This window comes from Pseudomonas sp. NFR09, from assembly GCF_900111535.1.
GTDB lineage: Bacteria > Pseudomonadota > Gammaproteobacteria > Pseudomonadales > Pseudomonadaceae > Aquipseudomonas > Aquipseudomonas extremorientalis.
This window is the reverse complement of the sequence record NZ_FOIH01000003.1, coordinates 600,956-618,846: the sequence shown is the minus strand read 5'-3', so window position 1 is coordinate 618,846 and position 17,891 is coordinate 600,956. Positions and strand designations below refer to the sequence as shown.

The window sequence follows — 17,891 nt, the reverse complement described above, 5'->3', positions numbered from 1 at the left end:
TCACTCATGAGCGTGGGTCGAAGGCATCACGCAATGCCTCGCCGATAAAGACCAGCAGCGACAGGATCAGCGCCAGAGTGAAAAACGCTGTCAGGCCCAGCCACGGCGCTTGCAGGTTCTGCTTGCCCTGGGCGATCAGCTCACCCAGGGACGCGCTGCCTGCCGGCATGCCGAAACCGAGGAAGTCCAGCGCGCTCAAGGTGGAGATCGCGCCGGTCAGGATAAACGGCAGGTAACTCAAGGTCGCCGTCATGGCGTTGGGCAGGATATGCCGACGGATGATTTTGCCATCGCCCAGGCCCAGCGCCCGTGCGGCCTTGACGTATTCCAGGTTGCGCCCGCGCAGGAACTCGGCGCGCACGACATCCACCAGGGCCAGCCAGGAAAACAGCGCCATGATCCCCAGCAGCCACCAGAAGTTCGGCTCCACAAAGCCCGACAGGATGATCAGCAGGTACAGCACCGGCAATCCGGACCACACCTCCAGCACGCGCTGGCCGATCAGGTCCACCCAACCGCCGTAATAGCCCTGCAATGCGCCGGCGGCAATGCCGATGGCTGCGCTGATCGCGGTGAGCGCCAGCGCAAACAGGATCGAGACCCGGGCGCCAAAGATCACCCGCGCCAGCACATCCCGCGACTGGTCATCGGTGCCCAGCCAGTTCACCGTCGAAGGCGGGCTGGGGGCAGGGCGGGTCAGCTCGTAGTTGGGCGTGTCGTCGCTGAACGGAATCGGCGGGAACAGCATCCAGCCGCCGTCCTGCTCGATCAGCTTTTGCACGTAGTCACTGCGATAGTCAGCCTGGAACGGCAACTGGCCGCCGAACTGTTGCTCGGTGTAGCGCTTGAACACCGGAAAATACAGCTCGTTCTTGAAACTCAGCACCAAGGGTTTGTCATTGGCGATCAACTCGCCGCCCAGGGTCAGGATAAACAGGCCGATAAACAGCCACAGCGACCACCAGCCGCGGCGGTTTTTCTTGAAACGCTCGAAACGCCGACGGGCCACGGGAGACAGGTTAAGCATCAAGCGTTCCTCGCGGCGAAGTCGATACGCGGGTCCACCAGGGTGTAGCAGAGGTCACCGATGAGTTTTATCAAGAGGCCGAACAAGGTGAAGATGAACAGCGAACCGAATACCACAGGGTAGTCCCGGGACACAGCCGCCTCGTAGCTCATGCGGCCCAGGCCGTCGAGGGAGAAGATCACCTCGATCAGCAGCGAACCGGCAAAGAACACGGCAATAAAGGCCTGGGGAATTCCGGAGATCACCAGCAACATCGCATTGCGGAACACATGCCCGTAGAGCACGCGTCGTTCGCTCAAACCCTTGGCGCGGGCGGTCACCACGTACTGGCGCGTGATTTCATTGAGGAACGAGTTCTTGGTGAGGATGGTCAGCGTGGCAAACCCGCCGATCACCAGCGAGGTGACCGGCAATACCAGATGCCAGAAGTAATCGGCGACCTTGCCCACGGTGCTCAGCTCTTCGAAGTTTTCCGACACCAGACCGCGCACCGGGAACCAGTTCAACGATGTGCCACCGGCAAACACTACGATCAGGAACATCGCGAACAGGAATGCCGGCATCGCATAGCCGACGACAATCGCGGTGCTGCTCCACACGTCGAAGCTACTGCCGTGGTGCACCGCCTTGCGAATCCCCAGGGGAATCGACACCAGGTAGGTGATCAACGTGGCCCACAGGCCGAGGGATATGGTCACGGGCATTTTTTCCAGGATCAGCTCGATCACCGTCTTGCCGCGAAAGAAGCTGTTGCCGAAGTCCAACTGGGCATAGCTCTTGAGCATCAGCCACAGGCGTTCCGGCGCGGGTTTGTCGAAGCCATACTGTTTCTCGATGTCAGCGATCAGCTTCGGGTCCAGGCCACGGCTGGCGCGGGAGCCGCTGCTGATGCCTTCGCCGGAGGAACCGCCGACGCCGCCGCCGCCGATCCCTTGCAGATGGGCGATGGCTTGTTCCACCGGGCCGCCGGGAGCGGCCTGCACGATCACGAAATTCACCAGCAGGATGATCACCAGCGTCGGGATGATCAGCAGCAGGCGCCGCACGATATAGGCCAACATCAGTGCGCACCTCCGCGTTTTTTCAGCTCGGCATTCATTTGCTCATTCGTCAGCGGCGTGGGGCTGATTTCCCACCAGGTTTCCAGGGCTTCGTCGTTCTTTGCCTCGATGGCCGGGCGGCCGAAACGGTTCCACCATGCAGCGGATGTGCCGGGCGGGTAGTAATTGGGGATCCACAGGTAATTCCATTGCAGCACCCGGTCCAGCGCGTGGGCGTAGGTGAGCATCTGCGCCTGGGTGTCGGCCTTGACCAGGCCCTTGATCAGGCTGTCGACGGCGGGGTCCTTGAGTACGGCGTAGTTGTTGGCGCCTGGATCGTAGGCGGCGGCCGAGCCGAAATAGTTGTACAGCTCCATGCCCGGTGACGTGGTGACGGGGAAACCAATGACGATCATGTCGTAATCCCTGGCCATGATCCGATTCACATATTGCGAGGAGTCGATACGGCGGATATTGAGGGTAATACCGATCTGCGCGAGGTTACGTTTGTACGGTAACAACAGACGTTCGAGGCCGTTCTGAGTGTTAAGGAACGTGAATTCCAGCGGCTCGCCTTCGGCGTTTACCAATTTGTCACCCTCTGGCTTCCAGCCTGCTGCTTCCAACAGGCCCAGGGCTTGCAACTGTTTGTCGCGGATCATGCCGCTACCATCGGTGACCGGTGCCTTGAACACCTGGCTGAACACCTCGTCGGGGACCTGGCCACGCAAGGGTTCAAGAATCGCCAGCTCTTCTTTTGTTGGCGGCTGGCTGGCGGCCAGCGGGCTGTTGGAGAAGTAACTCTGCTGGCGGATGTACATATTGCGCATCATCTGCCGGTTGGCCCATTCAAAATCCCACAGCATCGCCAGGGCCTGGCGCACGCGGCGGTCCTTGAATATCGGTTTTTGCACGTTGAACACATAACCCTGGGCCGGTTGCGGCATTTCCTTGGCCAGGTGCGCACGTTGCAGGCGCCCGTCATCCAGGGCCGGGCCGTTGTAGCCGATGGAATACCCGGTGGCGGAAAACTCACGGTTGAAGTCGTAGGCGCCGCCGCGCAATACCTGGCGGGCCACTTCGGTGTCGCCGAAATACTCCAGGCTCAGGTGATCGAAGTTGTACAGGCCACGGCTGACAGGCAAGTCCTTGCCCCACCAGTTCGGATCACGGGTGAAGGTGATGGTACTGCCGGAATCGATCTTGCTGATTTTGTACGGACCGCTGCCCAGTGGGGCTTCATAGCCACCGCCGTTGGCAAAGTCGCGGGTCTTCCACCAGTGCTCGGGGAAGACGGGCAGGGTAGCGATGTCCAGGGGCAGGGTACGGTTTTCATTGCTGGAGAAGTCGAAACGCACCTGGCGCTCGCCTTCGACTTCGACGTGCTTGACGTCGGCGAACAGGGTGCGAAAGCGCAGGCTGCCCTGGGTCATCAGCAGGTCGAAGCTGTAGCGCACGTCTTCGGCGGTGATCGGCTTGCCATCGGCAAAGCGCGCCTTGGGGTTGAGGAAAAAGCGTAGCGACAGGCCGTCGTCGGCGCGCTCCATTTTTTCGGCGACCAGGCCGTAGACCGTGTAGGGCTCGTCCAGGGAACGCTGGGCCAGGGGCGCGTAGAGCCAGCCGTCGACCTGGGACACGCCGATGCCTTTGTCGATATATGGCAATACATGGTCGAAGCGTCCGATCTCGATGGCCGAGCGGCGCAGGCTGCCACCCTTGGGGGCGTCAGGGTTGGCGTAGTCGAAATGGGTAAAGCCGGCGGGGTACTTGGCCGGTTCGCCATACACCGTCAGGTACGGTTGAGGCGCCGCGATCACGGCAGTGCTGGTCAGCAGCAGTGCCAGGGACGAGCTCAAGAAGTAAGAAAAAGCCAATCGCATTGTCAGCCTTGAACGCCGTATGAAGAAGGAAAGGGATTTGTACGCTAACGGCATGAGCGTCGCCAGTCATCACATGCACAACGGCCCACCAAAAGGCGGGCCGTTGTTTATTGCATCAGCACAGACGGGATCAGTCCTGGCGGCTGGTGACTTCGAGCAGATGATAGCCGAACTGGGTCTTCACCGGACCTTGCACGGTGTTGACCGGGGCGCTGAACACGACGGTGTCGAATTCCTTGACCATCTGGCCTGGACCGAACGAACCCAGGTCACCACCTTGGCGGCTGGATGGGCAGCTGGAGTTGGCTTTGGCGACTTCTGCGAAATCGGCGCCGCCTTCGATTTGGGCCTTGAGTTCGTTGCACTTGTCTTCAGTGGAAACGAGGATGTGACGGGCGGTGGCTTTGGCCATGGGAAGTAACTCCTTGAATAAAAAAGGTGAGCCTACCGGATTCAGGCGGTTATTTCCTGGCAAAGTTCCACTCGATTAACCGAGTGGCTCAGGTACAGGCCATGGCGCCGCTACGGGGAGCCATTCGATGAGTTGCGCATGCACTGTCAGGTAGGGTTCAGGTCAGGACGATGTAGTCGTTCTGCTGGATAACCGGTCGGTGCGGTCCCTGCACCAGGTGGATGTAACGACCGTCCACCAGGTCGATGGGCAGGCAGTCGTCGATGTCCAGTACCCCATCGGTGTGGGCCTGGGACCAGTGACGCAGCATCTGTTGCTTGCCCTTGTTCGTGGCCTCCTGCTTATTGCGGGCGGCCACCAGGAGGTAGTGGTGGGCCTCGCCAAAGCTGTTGGCTTCGTAACCGCCCAGGTTGATGAAGTACAGGTGATGTGCGCCGGCGGCAGGGGCCAGGGGGCTGAGTTCGACTTTCCAGCCGTCGACGCCATCCACCGCAATCCACGAGTCGATATGCATGCCCTTGGGGCTGCCGAACCAGTCGGCACGCAGTTGCGGGTAGGCTGCTTCCAGCGTGTCCGCCACGGCGAACACCACATCGTGAACTTCAATTTTCGCCCGCGGGTGCTTACCCCCGAGCATGACGACAAACAGCATTGCAGAGACTTCCTGGCGACTTGGCAGAGGCTAACCATACTTCGATTGAACCCTTTTGTCCGACCAATGCCACACTGTTAATCCGCGAACTCATCAGGAGGTTGTCATGCGTACCATTGATCTGGCGGGCGTTCCCGTCCCTGTCATCGGCCAGGGCACCTGGCGCATGGGCGAAAATCCCGACCAGCACCGCGCCGAAGTGGCGGCGTTGCAACTGGGCATCGACGAGGGCATGACCCTCATCGATACCGCCGAAATGTACGGGGAGGGCGGTGCTGAAACGGTCGTCGGCGAGGCCATTCGTGGCCGCCGCGACCAGGTGTTCCTGGTGAGCAAAGTCTACCCGCACAACGCCAGCCACAAGGGCGTGCCCCGTGCCTGTGAGGCCAGCCTCCAGCGCCTGGGCACCGACTACATTGATCTGTATCTGCTGCACTGGCGCGGCCAGTACCCGCTGCAAGAAACGGTCGAAGCCTTCGAACGCCTGCGCGAAGCGGGCAAGATCGGACGCTGGGGTGTTTCCAACTTCGACGTGGCCGACCTGCAGGAACTTGCCTTCCCGGCCTGCGCCACCAACCAAGTGTTGTACAACATTGAAGAACGCGGCATCGAATTCGACCTGCTGCCCTGGTGGCAACAGCACCACTTGCCCTTGATGGCGTACTGCCCGATCGCCCAGGGCGGCGAACTGTTATCCAGCCCCACCCTCAAGCAGATCGCCCGCCGCCACGAGGTCACACCCGCCCAGGTTTCCCTGGCCTGGGTGTTGCGCCAGGACGGTGTGATCGCCATCCCCAAGGCCGTTACACCCGAGCACGTGCGACTCAACGCAGCTGCAGCCAAGCTGGTGTTGGATGAGCACGACCTGGACGCGATCGATCGGGTATTCGGCGCGCCGAAACGCAAGCATCCTTTGGCGATGGTGTAGTTGCCGTACAGGCATGGCGCCTTCCCTGGCGCCGTGCCTGTGTCAAGCCGGTTTAACCTGCAACCGGGCTGCGCCAGTCATCCGACCCCGAAGTACCGGACACTTCGTGGGTCCACACGATCTTGCGATAGGTGAAATACACATCTTCCAGGTGAGTGAAGTGGGCGTTGTCGGGGTCCTGGCAGTTGGGCATGCGTGACTGGATATCCACGATGGTCGCCCCCTCCAGTTCGATGGTGAAGTAATGCTCCTGGGTGCCGGCCGACGAAGTGCGCAGCCACTCCAGCCGGCACTTGACCTCTTCGCCGCTGGTCAATGCACTGAAGAGCAAGGGCGAGGACTTATCGAACACTTTGCTGATCATCAGGGGTTTATGGACGCGCTGACCTGTTGGCTGGCCTGACTGTGGGTCGCGGGGAATGATCACCTGATGAGAAAAAGCCTGGACCAGGATCTGGTCTTCATGGCCTTCCTGGTAAATGTTACCTACCGAGTCCTGGGTAAACGTGCCTGCCGTGATCAAACCTTGTTTTACACCGGTAATGGAGAGATACGCGGGTGTTGGCATGACGGGGTTCCTTGTCTGATTGATGAGGTAGTTCCAGCCGATAAGTTTTTTCGGCTGGGCAAATACCTATAACAAGAAGCGTGCCTGAAAGTGCAGGCGCCAATGAAATCAGGGTGATGCTGTTGTATAAGGTCGAATATCCAGCGCGATAGGCTGCTACTGGGCTTAATTGCGCGTATTCGATTGCGCATGGGTGCGCATTTAGTTGCTCATATTGAAATGTTGATAAATGCTGAAGTTTGACGATTAGCTGAGTGGCTATGCAGTGTTAGGTGCGCAAAATCCTGCGCGCACCCTGTGGCAACTGGCTTTGTAGGAAAAGGACTAAGTGCGGTTCCATCGCTTGCTGAATGTTTTGGGCATGACTAAGGTTCGAAGACGTCGCAAGTTTTTTGCGAAATCAAGATGGCTGGTAGACACGCGATACTTGTGTGGCTAGTTGTTGTTGTTTGAATGTTTAGTTGGTGTGGTGGCAAATGCCTTATTCGGATGGTCGGTATGATTATTACCTTGAACTTGCGCGAGCACCCTGTACGCAAACAAGTTTTGCGGGCAGCGATATGCGCTTTTCGAGTGAATATGAAGTGCTGGAGTCCGAGCTGGTCAAGGCACAATCGATTCATGCCGGCAGCCAGCCCGACTGGCACAAGGTGCTGGAAACCAGCGAGAACCTGCTGCGCCATCAGTCCAAGGATCTGCGGGTGGCTGTGTGGTTGACCTGGGCATTGCACCAGCGTGAATCCTACCCGGGGCTGCTGGCGGGGCTCGGGTTGTTGCGCTACCTCTGTGAGCATCAGTGGTCGGTGCTCTACCCGGAAAAACCGCGCACCCGCGGTGCCGCATTCGGATGGCTGGTGTTGCGCCTCGAGCCGCTGTTCACGCAGGGCCTGGCGCTCCAGAACCAGCAGCCTTTGTTCCGCGCCTTGCTGGAGCACCTGGTGCATCTGGATGAGCTTTGGGCCGAGCACCTCGGGGATGATGCGCCGCTGCTGTTGCCGGTTCGCAGGCAATTGGCGCAGCGATTGGAGCGGGCAGTGCAGGACGATACCCCGGTGGCGGGATTGAGCGGAGTTATCGAGCAAGTCAAGCAGGCCGCCAGCCAATTGCGCAAGTCCGAAGCGGTGGTGGAGAGCGAAAAGGACGCCCACAAGGTGCTCCGTACCTTGCAGGAGCAGGCCCGCCCGCTCTGTGCCTGGTGGCTGCGCCAGAACGCCACCGACCTGCGCGCGTTGCGTTTGAGTCGGACACTGGCATGGCTGGCACTTGCCAGCTACCCGAATGCCGATAACGAGCAGGTGACCGCGTTGCGCGGGCCCGCTCCCGACAAGCTCAAACGTTATCAGGAGCGCTTTGCACAAGGCCATCACGCAGACCTGGTGCTTGAGCTTGAGGCCAGTCTTGCCGGGGCGATGTTCTGGTTCGATGGTCTGCGCATGCTCTGGGAATGCCTGGAGGTCCTGCAGGCCGACCTGGCCATGACCGAGCTGGAAGTGACCTTCGCGCTGTTGCTGCAACGCTTGCCGGACCTGCCGGAGTTTCGCTTTCACGACGGCGCACCCTTTGCCGACGCAGCCACTCGCGACTGGATCTCCCAGCAGGTTGTCCGTCACCTGCACCGGTCCGAATTACCCGCAGCAGTGATCGATACGAACGCCGAGCCCTGGGCGACCGCGTTGCAGGCGTTGACACCGCGGCTGCGTCAGGACGGACTCAAGTCTGCCATTCGAGAACTCAAGCAAGGCATGCAGGCCGCGCGCAGTGATCGCGCACGTTTTCATTGGCGGCTCGCCCAAGCGCGTCTGTGCATACAGGCGGGCAAGCATGAGCTGGCGAAGATCCAGCTCGAACAGCTTGACCATGAACTGCAACGCATGGGCCTGGAGCGCTGGGAGCCGGAGCTGGCCCTGGAAGTGACGCAGCTCCTGCACCGCTGTTGCGACCTGCTGCCACAAAACCATGCCGTGCGCGAACGCAAGGAAGACACCCATCGCAGGCTGTGCCTCTTCGATCTGGAAGCGGTACTTGAATAGGCTTTCGAGCCACTTGAAAAAGGAGAGACACCATGGCCAAAGAAGGTTCGGTAGCCCCCAAGGAACGTATCAACATCACGTTCAAACCCGCCATCGGCGGGGCGCAGGAAGAAGTCGAGCTGCCATTGAAACTGTTGGTACTGGGCGATTTCACCCAGCGTGAGGATGTGCGCAAGCTTGAAGATCGCAAGCCCATCGCAATCGACAAGAACACCCTGGATGACGTGTTGGCCAAGCAGGCATTGAGCTTGACGTTGAGCGTGGCCAACCGTTTGCAGGAGGAGGCGGGCGTCGACGAGTTGGCCATTCAGGTACGCATCAACGGCATGAAGGATTTCAACCCTGCGAACCTGGTGGAGCAGGTACCCGAGTTGCACAAGCTGATGGCCCTACGTGAGGCACTTGTGGCGTTGAAGGGGCCATTGGGCAACACCCCGAGCTTTCGCAAGGCTATCGAGCAAGCCCTGGCCGATGACGAGTCCCGCGCACGGGTACTGGCGGAACTAGGGCTGGACAGCCCCGACGCCTGACATTTTCCAGTAAAAGGACACTGACCCCATGACGACACAACCGCATTCGCTGCCGGCACAACTTGCTGATCAGTACAGCATCCTCGATAACATCGTTGCCCAGACATTGTTGAGCGCCGACGACGACGCCTATGACATTGCCAAGCGCGGTGTATCGGCGTTCATCGAAGAGTTGATCAAGCCCCAGAACCGTGGCGAGCCCGTCAAGAAACGCCTCGTCGACCGGATGATCGCCGAGATCGACACCAAGCTCAGCCTGCAGATGGACGAGATACTGCACCATCCCGACTTCCAGGCGCTGGAAGCGTCCTGGAAGGGGTTGCAACTGCTGGTCGATCGCACCAACTTTCGCGAGAACATCAAGATCGAACTGCTGAACGTCTCCCGGCAAGACCTGCTGGAAGATTTTGAAGACTCGCCGGAAGTGACCCAGTCCGGTTTGTACAAGCACATCTACAGTGCGGAATACGGGCAGTTTGGTGGTCAGCCGGTGGGCGCGATTATCGCCAACTACTTCCTATCCCCCAGCGCCCCTGATGTAAAACTGATGCAGTACGCCGCCAGTGTAGCCTGCATGGCCCATGCGCCATTTATCGCAGCCGCCGGGCCGGCGTTCTTCGGCTTGGAAAGTTTCACCGGTTTACCCGACCTCAAGGACCTGAAGGATCACTTCGAAGGCCCGCAATTTGCCAAGTGGCAAAGCTTTCGCCAAAGCGAAGATGCGCGCTACATCGGCTTGACCGTGCCGCGATTCCTGCTGCGCACGCCCTATGATCCGCTTGAGTGTCCAGTCAAGACCTTTGCCTACCAGGAAAACGTGGTCAACAGCCACGAGCACTACCTGTGGGGCAACACGTCCTACGCCTTCGCCACGCGCCTGACTGACAGTTTCGCGCGGTTCCGCTGGTGCCCGAACATCATTGGCCCGCAAAGCGGTGGAGCGGTGGAAGACTTGCCGTTGCATCACTTCCAGAGCATGGGGGAAATCGAAACCAAGATCCCCACCGAAGTACTGGTGTCCGACCGTCGTGAATACGAACTGGCGCAAGAAGGCTTCATCGCCTTGACGATGCGCAAGGGCAGTGACAACGCGGCGTTTTTTTCCGCCAGCTCGGTGCAAAAGCCGAAACACTTCGGGCTCAGCCCCGAGGGCAAGGAAGCCGAGCTGAATTACCGCCTGGGCACCCAGTTGCCATACATGATGGTGGTCAATCGCCTGGCCCATTACCTCAAGGTCCTTCAGCGTGAGCAATTGGGTTCATGGAAGGAGCGCACCGACCTGGAGCTGGAACTCAATAAATGGATTCGCCAGTACGTCGCCGACCAGGAAAACCCCAGCGCTGAAGTCCGTGGGCGACGTCCCTTGCGGGCGGCACGCATCGTCGTCAGTGATGTCGAGGGTGAGCCCGGCTGGTACCGCGTCAACCTGAGTGTGCGACCGCATTTCAAGTACATGGGCGCTGATTTCACGCTATCCCTCGTCGGCAAGCTCGACAAAGAATGAGCAGGGACCAAGAAGTGCGCGGTTATCGAAGCCTGTTCGAGCGCCTCGAGCGTCCGGCGGCAACCTCCGCCAGTAGCGTGACATCTGTCGCGAACCACCTGGGGAAAATGCTCAGTATCCGTGCCGGCAGCGTTCAGACATTGCCGGACTACGGTATGCCCGACCTCAATGATATGAATCAGAGCCTGCATGAATCACTGAGTCAGTCACGTCTGTTGATCGAGCGCTTTATCCGAGCGTACGAGCCGCGCTTGAAGCAGGTAAAAGTGATGATGTTGCCACGGGATCATGACCCGCTGGCGCTTGCGTTCGCTATCGAAGCCACCCTGCTGGTCAAGGGTGTCGCTCAACCGGTGGTGTTTACCGCGCGGCTCTCTGATTCCGGCCGGGTAGAGGTCATGCCTGATGACCTTTAACCGTTACTACCAGAGCGAACTCAGTGCACTGCGACAGCTCGGTCGACGCTTCTCCGAGCGCAATCCGGCGCTTGCTCCCTTTCTTGCGGAGGCGGGTCAGGACCCGGACGTAGAGCGGTTACTGGAAGGCTTTGCGTTTCTCACCGGGCGCTTGCGCCAGAAACTGGATGACGAGCTTCCAGAGCTGACGCATTCGCTGATGCAGTTGCTCTGGCCCAACTACATGCGTCCATTGCCGGCGTTCAGCATCCTGCAGTTCGATCCGCTGAAACACTCAGGCCCTGGCGTGTGGGTCGCGCGCGATACACCGGTTGAAAGTGTCGCAGTCAATGACGAACGATGCCGCTTTCGTACCTGCTACGCCACTCAGGTTCTACCGTTGCAACTGAGTGCGCTGGACTACAGCGCCCAGGCAGAGCGGGGCAGTTTGAGCCTGCGCCTGGAGATGAGTGCAGAAGGCAACTTCAGTGAGTGGAACTTCGATCAGCTACGTCTGCATCTGGCGGGAGATCGCTACATCAGCCAGGCGTTGTACCTGAGTCTGTTGCGTCATCTGGAGGGTATCGAGTTGCTGCCTTTCGGTCGGGATGGCTTGCCGGTCAGTGGGGAGGATGGGCAGGCGATATCGCTGCTTCTGGACGCCGATCAGGTTCAGCCGGTGGGGTTCAGCGAGGAGCAGGCACTGATTCCGTATCCGCCGAATACTTTTGGCGGCTATCGCCATCTGCAGGAGTACTTTGCCTTTCCCGACAAGTACCTGTTTGTCGATGTGGGAGGGTTGGGGGTACTGCACCGATTACCTGGCGAACTGCTCAAGCAGGTGTGCGGCGTAGTGTTGCGCTTCCGATTGGGCAGGCCATGGCGAGAACCCGGGCAGCCCACCCTGGATAACGTGAAGCTGTACTGCACCCCCATCGTCAACCTGTTCAAGCATGACGCGGTACCTATCCGCCTGGACGGAAAACAGGACGAATACCTGCTGATCCCTGGTGAGTACTCACGTGGTAACGCCAGTGTATTTTCCGTAGACAGCGTCACGGGTTGGCACCCCGGAGGGCTGGGGTATCAGGCCTACGTGCCCTTTGAATCCTTCGAGCATGAGGGGGATACCGCGCGTTCCCAGGGACCGGCGAGTTACAGCATTCGCCAGCGGCCATCGGCGCAGCACACCGGGCTGGATACCTGGCTCGGGTTGGGCAGCGGTCTGGAGCTGGATCAGCAGACACTGTCGATCGAGCTGACGTGCACCAATCACAACCTGCCTCGACAGTTGCAGATCGGCGACATCAACCAGCCTTGCGAGCAGACGCCGCAAGGGCTGTCGTTTCGGAATATCTGCGCACCGACAGCCAGTTTTATTCCGCCTCTGGACCGGGACTTTCTCTGGCGGCTGATCAGCAACATGTCGCTCAACTACCTGTCGCTGACCGACATCCATGCCTTGAAAGTGATCCTCGAAACCTACGATTTGCCGCGCTACCACGATCGCCAGGCGCAGAAGGTCAGCGAGCGGCGATTGGGCGCGATGCGCTCGGTCAGCCACACAGCAGTCGACCAATTGTTCCACGGCTTGCCGATTCGAGGGTTACGCATTGACTTGACCATCGATCCCCAGGGCTTCCTGGGGGAGGGCGAGGTGTTTGTGTTCGCCTCGGTGCTCAACGAATTCTTCGCGCTGTACGCCAGCCTCAACGCTTACCACGAACTTAGAGTCATCAGCACACAAGGAGACGTGTACCTATGGTCACCACGGATGGGCCAGCAGCCCCCGCTTTGACACAACTGACCCGGGTCATCCGTGAGTACTCGCTGTTTCAGGCGGTCCTGCGGGTCATCAAGCGTCTGCGCGATGCCCATCCGTTGCTGGATGACGACACGCTGTACGACTTGCTTGAGTTCCAGGCCAACCCGGGCCTGGGTTTTCCCGGTCACGATATCGACCGGGTGGCGTTTTTTATCGAGCACGGCCAGTTGCGTGCGCGTTTGCGTCTTAACGTACTGGGCCTGTGTGGTGCGGGTTCGCCATTGCCAGCGTTTTACGCTGAGCAGGCGTGCGTCGATGAATTGGGTGGCAACGCAACCCGGGATTTCCTCGACGTGTTCCATCACCGTCTGCAACGGCTGATGCTGCCGATCTGGCGCAAATATCGCTATCGGGCGTGTTTCCAGGCAGGCGCCCGTGATGCCTTCTCCGAGCAGATGTTTGCGTTGATCGGGTTAAGAGGGCCGCAGGTCCGCAGCGCCACGCAACTGAACGGCAAGCGACTGTTGCCCTACCTGGGGTTGCTCAGCCTGCGGGTGCATTCTTCGGCCTTGATCGAGACGGTGCTGCGTTACTACTTCAAACACCGCCGTTTGTTCGTCGAGCAATGGGTCCTGCGCAGCGTAGTCATCGCCGAATCACAGCGAAATCGGCTTGGCGCCGCCAACAGCACCCTTGGCCATGACCACGTGCTGGGCAGCCAGGTGGCTGATCGCAATGGCAAGTTCAGGGTGCATCTGCAGGGGGTGGGGTGGGACCGATTCCATGGTTTTTTGCCGACCGGCGCGGACTACCCGCTGCTGTGTTCGTTGGTGCGCCTGACGGCGCGGGACCCTTTGGACTATGACGTGCGTCTGGTCATGGCCAAGGAAGAGATCCGGCCGCTGCACATCGGCGAACACAACGTCTGCCGCCTCGGCTGGACCAGTTGGCTGGCGCATGAGTGCGCCGACGGTGTGGTCATTGTGCCAGGCAACGCTTATTAGGGATGAATCAGGATGATGAATGTGGACCTGCAACAACTTATCCAGGCATTGACCCCCCAGGCCCGCAGTGACCTGGAGCGTTCCGCCGAGCGCTGCGTCATGCGCGGCGGCAGGGAAGTGCTGGTGGAAGACCTGCTGTTGACCCTGCTGGAGCATCGCGATGGCCTGCTGGTGCGGGCGCTGAAGGATGCCGGTATTGAAACCGCAGAACTGCAAGCCACGCTGCAACCCAAGGGGGAGGCCAGTGCGTCACGCAATCCAGTGTTTGCCCAGGCACTGGTGCAATGGCTGCAACAGGCTTCGATGGTTGCTCATTTGGAACTGCGACACATTGAAATCGATCACGGCGCCCTGTTGCTGGCGCTCTTGCGCCATCCGCTGCAGCACGCGGGCAGCGCCTATCAGGTTTTTCTGAGCCGGCTGGATGCACAGCGTGTGCAGGCGTTCGTGTCGAGTCAGGCGCCTCGTACAGACCCTGCGCCGCAGGGCGAATCACTGCTGGAGCGCTTCACTCACGACCTGACACGCCAGGCCCATGAAGGGCGTATTGACCCGGTGTTATGTCGTGACGTTGAGATCGGTCAGTTGATCGACATACTCATGCGTCGACGCAAGAACAACCCAATCCTGGTCGGTGAAGCCGGAGTGGGCAAGACAGCCGTTGTCGAAGGCCTCGCGTTGCGTGTGGCCACTGCACAGGTGCCCGAGTCTCTCAGGGAGGTGCGGCTACTGACCTTGGACATAGGCCTGCTCCAGGCCGGTGCCAGTATCAAAGGCGAGTTCGAGCGACGCCTGAAGGGTGTGATCGATGAGGTCAGCGCCGCAGTGAAACCGGTGATCCTGTTTATCGATGAAGCACACACGCTGGTGGGGGCGGGTGGGCAGGCGGGTGCGTCCGATGCCGCCAATCTGCTCAAGCCGGCGCTGGCTCGCGGCGAGTTGCGCACCATCGCTGCAACGACCTGGACGGAATACAAGAAATACTTTGAAAAAGACCCGGCATTGGCGCGGCGTTTCCAGCCTGTTCGGGTCGGAGAACCCAGCGTCGAGCAAGCGATCTCGATCCTGCGCGGATTAGTCCCGGTGTATGAGCGCAGTCATGGTGTTTACGTGCGCGACGATGCGGTGGTCGCGGCGGCGCAGATGAGCGCCCGTTACTTGGCCGGGCGTCAGTTGCCCGACAAGGCGGTAGATGTGCTGGATACCGCTTGCGCTCGTTTGAGCACTTGCCGGGAGACCGCGCCTGAGGCGTTGCAACACCTTTATGCAGAACAGGCGGCAGGGGCGCGGCAGCGTCAGGCATTGAGCCGAGACCGGGACGAAGGCTTTCCCGTGGACGAACAGACCTTGTACGCGTTGAACCTGCGGATGGAGGCGCTGGACGGCGAGCGCCTGGACCTTGAGCAACGCTGGCTTGCACAGCAGCAAACCACGCAGCAGGTGTGCCCCCGCCTGGTGGCTCAGGTCATCAGTGCATGGACGGGGATCCCGGTTGAACAACTGGCACTTGAGCACAGTGAACAGGTACTGGGTTTTGCCGATGCGCTGCGCCTGCGCATTCTCGGCCAGGAGCAAGCGGTGCAGGCCCTGGACCGCAACCTGCGTGCCGTTGCTGCGGGGCTCAACAAGGCTGATGCGCCGGTCGGCGTATTCCTGCTGGTCGGCCCCAGTGGCGTGGGCAAGACTGAGACGGCGCTGGCCATTGGCGACCTGCTGTATGGCGGTGAGCGCTTCGTCACCACCCTCAACATGTCGGAGTTCCAGGAAAAACATTCCCTGTCTCGGTTGATTGGCGCACCGCCCGGTTATGTCGGTTTTGGCGAGGGCGGCGTGTTGACGGAAGCTGTGCGCCAACGCCCGTATTCGGTAGTGCTGCTCGATGAGGTCGAGAAGGCCGACCCAGAAGTGTTGAACCTGTTCTACCAGATTTTCGACAAGGGCCTGGCCAATGATGGAGAAGGGCGGGAAATCGACTTTCGCAACACGCTGATCCTGATGACGTCCAACCTGGGCAGTGAGCGCATCGGGCAATTGTGCGCAGGTGGCGGGCGACCTGACGTGCGAACGCTGCATGAGGCGATCCTGCCGCAATTGCGGGACCACTTCAAAGCCGCGTTATTGGCCAGGATGCGTGTCGTGCCGTATTACCCGGTCACGGGTGACGTCCTGCATGACCTGGCAAGGCTCAAGCTCGAACGCCTGGGGCAACGCTTGAGTCTGCGCAGTCTGGCATTCAGTTACACGTCGGAGCTGGTTGAACACATGGCCGAGCGGTGCGCCCACGATGACAGTGGCGCGCGTTACGTCGATCAATGGATCGAGCTGCATTTGTTGCCGCAGGTGGTCGATCGGCGGTTGCAAGCCATGGCCCGAGGTGAGCCTGTGTCACAGGTCCATGCCCGGCTGGCGGCTAACGGCGTTCCAACCTGTGAGTTCAGCCAATGAGAGAGGATCGGCTGCTCACCCTGCTGCCCCGTTCGGCGGTCTGTGCCGATGCGCTGCTTGACGGGTTCATCCGCCTGGGCAGCGCGGACGACGCAGCCACTCTCCCCGGTTTGTGTGTCGCCGCAGCGGCGCGACTGAGCGAGTGTGACCTCAGCCAATGGTACTGGCGCAACGAATCCACTGGCCGGCTTGAGTTGATCGCCCAGCATTTGCACGGCATGCCTTGCCCTGGCGATCCGGCCTGTACCAAGGATTTCCAGCATGAACAGGTGCTGCACTACGTGCTCAACCAGCAAACTGCCCTTAGCCTGGAAGAACACTCAGGCAGCATGTACGAGTACGGTTTCCTGCCGGTCATGGGGGCCCCCTGGCAAGCGTTGTCATGTGTGCCGTTGTTTGACCGAGGCAAGGGCATCAAGGGGGTACTGCTGTGTGCCAGCCAGCATCGGAAAAACCTGCAGGGCTACACCGCCGCCTTGAGCCAGTTGGGCAGCCTTGCCTTGATGCAGCGCGCTTTACTGCAGTGTCAGTGTGCCACTGGATGTGTTGCCCAGCCTCAGGCTTACATGCCGGCGCCACGTTCAGCGTACGGGTTGATCGGCAGCAGCATGGCTATGGACGAGACGTATCGTTTGATCGGCAAGGTCCTGCATACCCCCTACACCGTGTTACTGCGTGGCGAGACCGGTACGGGCAAGGAGGTCGTGGCGCGGGCGATCCATTCTGCGGGGCCGCGCAGGAGCAAAGCATTTGTGGTGCAAAACTGTGCGGCGTTTCCCGAAGGGCTGCTGGAGAGTGAGCTGTTCGGTTACCGCAAAGGTGCTTTCACGGGGGCCGAGCGTAACCACGCCGGGCTGTTTGACAGCGCGGACGGCGGCACGCTGCTCCTCGACGAAATCGGTGATATGCCGCTGTCGCTGCAGGCTAAATTGCTGCGGGTCTTGCAGGAGGGCGAAGTGCGTCCGTTGGGCGCCAGTACGGCCCACAAGGTGGATGTACGCATCATCGCCGCCACCCACCGTGACCTCGCCACCATGGTCGCCCAAGGCAGTTTTCGCGAGGACCTTTACTACCGGCTTGCGCAGTTTCCCATCGAACTGCCGCCCCTGCGTGAGCGCGACGGCGATGTGTTGCTGTTGGCGCGGGAGTTCGCGCATCAAGCCTCTGCCGACCTCGGGCGTGTGCCGGTGCAATGGTCGAGTGCAGCCCTTGATCAACTCTCGGGTCACGCCTTCCCCGGCAATGTCCGCGAACTCAAGTGCCTGGTGGAACGTGCGGTGCTGCTCTGTGACGACGGTGTGATCCTGCCGGCACACCTGTCCTTGCCGGTGCCGGCTGCCACCGGGGCAGTCGATGCGACGCTGCGCCAGCGCCTGGAGCGGGTAGAGCGGGTATTCCTGATCGATTGCCTGCACAAGAACCGTGGCAATCGCACCCGTACCGCACGTGAGTTGGGCGTTGCGCGGCGCACGCTGCTTTACCGCCTGGCACGCTTGAAAATCCCCGTGGGGGATGTCCGCGAGGAGTGTTGAGCAGGGAACGTGCGGGCCGCTTATTTTCATGGGAGATACCTGATGCCTTTTCATCCGTGGCAAGCCCTGGTGCTTGCGCTGTGTTTGTTGAGTGGCTGTAACGCCAATTATGTCTTTGATGACGCCGACTACCGTCCGTTGGGTGACCCCCACGCGACTCGTCGTGGGCACTGAACAGG

Annotated in this window: 16 protein-coding genes; 10 read left to right on the top strand and 6 right to left on the bottom strand. The window is 60.2% G+C overall.

Features of this window, described 5'->3' with window-relative positions; translation table 11 throughout:
• Window positions 1-4: 4 nt before the first annotated feature.
• From BMX59_RS10255 to BMX59_RS10235, 5 genes are all read right to left on the bottom strand, one after another.
• Window positions 5-1,027 (bottom strand): ABC transporter permease, encoded by a 1,023-nt coding sequence (locus BMX59_RS10255; RefSeq protein ID WP_071487996.1) that lies wholly within the window; start codon window positions 1,025-1,027, stop codon window positions 5-7.
• Window positions 1,027-2,088 carry a microcin C ABC transporter permease YejB gene (locus BMX59_RS10250; protein ID WP_093121237.1) on the bottom strand — a complete coding sequence of 354 codons (1,062 nt, stop codon included), beginning with the start codon at window positions 2,086-2,088 and terminating at the stop codon, window positions 1,027-1,029. The genes BMX59_RS10255 and BMX59_RS10250 overlap by 1 nt, the downstream gene beginning before the upstream one ends.
• Window positions 2,088-3,947 (bottom strand): extracellular solute-binding protein, encoded by a 1,860-nt coding sequence (locus tag BMX59_RS10245; protein WP_093121236.1) that lies wholly within the window; start codon window positions 3,945-3,947, stop codon window positions 2,088-2,090. Before BMX59_RS10245 ends, BMX59_RS10250 begins: the two co-directional genes overlap by 1 nt.
• Window positions 3,948-4,077: 130 nt before the next feature.
• Window positions 4,078-4,359 carry a peptidylprolyl isomerase gene (locus BMX59_RS10240; RefSeq protein ID WP_003174386.1) on the bottom strand — a complete coding sequence of 94 codons (282 nt, stop codon included), beginning with the start codon at window positions 4,357-4,359 and terminating at the stop codon, window positions 4,078-4,080.
• 157 nt (window positions 4,360-4,516) lie between these two features.
• Complete coding sequence (locus BMX59_RS10235) at window positions 4,517-5,011, bottom strand: DUF1543 domain-containing protein (protein ID WP_093121235.1); 495 nt, start codon at window positions 5,009-5,011, stop codon at window positions 4,517-4,519.
• Between the two features lie 106 nt (window positions 5,012-5,117).
• Between BMX59_RS10235 and BMX59_RS10230 the strand changes: the two genes are divergently transcribed.
• On the top strand, window positions 5,118-5,939 hold the full coding sequence (locus tag BMX59_RS10230) for an aldo/keto reductase (protein WP_093121234.1): 822 nt from the start codon (window positions 5,118-5,120) through the stop codon (window positions 5,937-5,939).
• Window positions 5,940-5,991: 52 nt separating this feature from the next.
• Here the strand turns inward: BMX59_RS10230 and BMX59_RS10225 are convergent, their stop codons facing one another.
• The gene (locus BMX59_RS10225; RefSeq protein WP_025858362.1) at window positions 5,992-6,507 is read right to left on the bottom strand and encodes an Hcp family type VI secretion system effector; all 516 of its coding nucleotides are present in this window, start codon (window positions 6,505-6,507) and stop codon (window positions 5,992-5,994) included.
• A 476-nt stretch (window positions 6,508-6,983) separates the two neighbouring features.
• Here BMX59_RS10225 and tssA point away from each other — a divergent pair, with 476 nt between their 5' ends.
• Genes tssA through BMX59_RS10180 form a run of 9 tightly spaced genes read left to right on the top strand, consistent with a single transcriptional unit; the run spans window position 6,984 to window position 17,886 of the window.
• Entirely contained in the window at window positions 6,984-8,537 is a 1,554-nt protein-coding gene (gene tssA, locus BMX59_RS10220) for a type VI secretion system protein TssA (RefSeq protein ID WP_093121261.1), read from the top strand.
• A 32-nt stretch (window positions 8,538-8,569) separates the two neighbouring features.
• Window positions 8,570-9,067 (top strand): type VI secretion system contractile sheath small subunit, encoded by a 498-nt coding sequence (tssB, locus tag BMX59_RS10215; protein ID WP_093121233.1) that lies wholly within the window; start codon window positions 8,570-8,572, stop codon window positions 9,065-9,067.
• A 28-nt stretch (window positions 9,068-9,095) separates the two neighbouring features.
• On the top strand, window positions 9,096-10,571 hold the full coding sequence (tssC, locus tag BMX59_RS10210; RefSeq protein ID WP_092244303.1) for a type VI secretion system contractile sheath large subunit: 1,476 nt from the start codon (window positions 9,096-9,098) through the stop codon (window positions 10,569-10,571).
• Entirely contained in the window at window positions 10,568-10,987 is a 420-nt protein-coding gene (tssE, locus tag BMX59_RS10205; protein ID WP_371914367.1) for a type VI secretion system baseplate subunit TssE, read from the top strand. Before tssC ends, tssE begins: the two co-directional genes overlap by 4 nt.
• Window positions 10,977-12,764, top strand: coding sequence for a type VI secretion system baseplate subunit TssF (tssF, locus tag BMX59_RS10200; protein ID WP_093121232.1), 1,788 nt, complete (start codon window positions 10,977-10,979; stop codon window positions 12,762-12,764). Before tssE ends, tssF begins: the two co-directional genes overlap by 11 nt.
• Entirely contained in the window at window positions 12,728-13,735 is a 1,008-nt protein-coding gene (gene tssG, locus BMX59_RS10195) for a type VI secretion system baseplate subunit TssG (RefSeq protein WP_092244297.1), read from the top strand. Before tssF ends, tssG begins: the two co-directional genes overlap by 37 nt.
• Window positions 13,736-13,747: 12 nt before the next feature.
• Window positions 13,748-16,180, top strand: coding sequence for an AAA family ATPase (locus BMX59_RS10190; RefSeq protein ID WP_093121231.1), 2,433 nt, complete (start codon window positions 13,748-13,750; stop codon window positions 16,178-16,180).
• Complete coding sequence (locus tag BMX59_RS10185) at window positions 16,177-17,712, top strand: sigma-54 interaction domain-containing protein (protein WP_093121230.1); 1,536 nt, start codon at window positions 16,177-16,179, stop codon at window positions 17,710-17,712. Before BMX59_RS10190 ends, BMX59_RS10185 begins: the two co-directional genes overlap by 4 nt.
• A gap of 42 nt (window positions 17,713-17,754) precedes the next feature.
• The gene (locus BMX59_RS10180; protein WP_081049244.1) at window positions 17,755-17,886 is read left to right on the top strand and encodes a type VI secretion protein; all 132 of its coding nucleotides are present in this window, start codon (window positions 17,755-17,757) and stop codon (window positions 17,884-17,886) included.
• Window positions 17,887-17,891: the final 5 nt, after the last annotated feature.

Bases quoted from the DNA above. Each gene is read 5' to 3' on its own strand.
- BMX59_RS10255 (WP_071487996.1), bottom strand. From the start codon at position 1,027: ATGCTTAACCTGTCTCCCGTGGCCCGTCGGCGTTTCGAGCGTTTCAAG.
- BMX59_RS10250 (WP_093121237.1), bottom strand. From the start codon at position 2,088: ATGTTGGCCTATATCGTGCGGCGCCTGCTGCTGATCATCCCGACGCTG.
- BMX59_RS10245 (WP_093121236.1), bottom strand. From the start codon at position 3,947: ATGCGATTGGCTTTTTCTTACTTCTTGAGCTCGTCCCTGGCACTGCTG.
- BMX59_RS10240 (WP_003174386.1), bottom strand. From the start codon at position 4,359: ATGGCCAAAGCCACCGCCCGTCACATCCTCGTTTCCACTGAAGACAAG.
- BMX59_RS10235 (WP_093121235.1), bottom strand. From the start codon at position 5,011: ATGCTGTTTGTCGTCATGCTCGGGGGTAAGCACCCGCGGGCGAAAATT.
- BMX59_RS10230 (WP_093121234.1), top strand. From the start codon at position 5,118: ATGCGTACCATTGATCTGGCGGGCGTTCCCGTCCCTGTCATCGGCCAG.
- BMX59_RS10225 (WP_025858362.1), bottom strand. From the start codon at position 6,507: ATGCCAACACCCGCGTATCTCTCCATTACCGGTGTAAAACAAGGTTTG.
- tssA (WP_093121261.1), top strand. From the start codon at position 6,984: ATGCCTTATTCGGATGGTCGGTATGATTATTACCTTGAACTTGCGCGA.
- tssB (WP_093121233.1), top strand. From the start codon at position 8,570: ATGGCCAAAGAAGGTTCGGTAGCCCCCAAGGAACGTATCAACATCACG.
- tssC (WP_092244303.1), top strand. From the start codon at position 9,096: ATGACGACACAACCGCATTCGCTGCCGGCACAACTTGCTGATCAGTAC.
- tssE (WP_371914367.1), top strand. From the start codon at position 10,568: ATGAGCAGGGACCAAGAAGTGCGCGGTTATCGAAGCCTGTTCGAGCGC.
- tssF (WP_093121232.1), top strand. From the start codon at position 10,977: ATGACCTTTAACCGTTACTACCAGAGCGAACTCAGTGCACTGCGACAG.
- tssG (WP_092244297.1), top strand. From the start codon at position 12,728: ATGGTCACCACGGATGGGCCAGCAGCCCCCGCTTTGACACAACTGACC.
- BMX59_RS10190 (WP_093121231.1), top strand. From the start codon at position 13,748: ATGATGAATGTGGACCTGCAACAACTTATCCAGGCATTGACCCCCCAG.
- BMX59_RS10185 (WP_093121230.1), top strand. From the start codon at position 16,177: ATGAGAGAGGATCGGCTGCTCACCCTGCTGCCCCGTTCGGCGGTCTGT.
- BMX59_RS10180 (WP_081049244.1), top strand. From the start codon at position 17,755: ATGCCTTTTCATCCGTGGCAAGCCCTGGTGCTTGCGCTGTGTTTGTTG.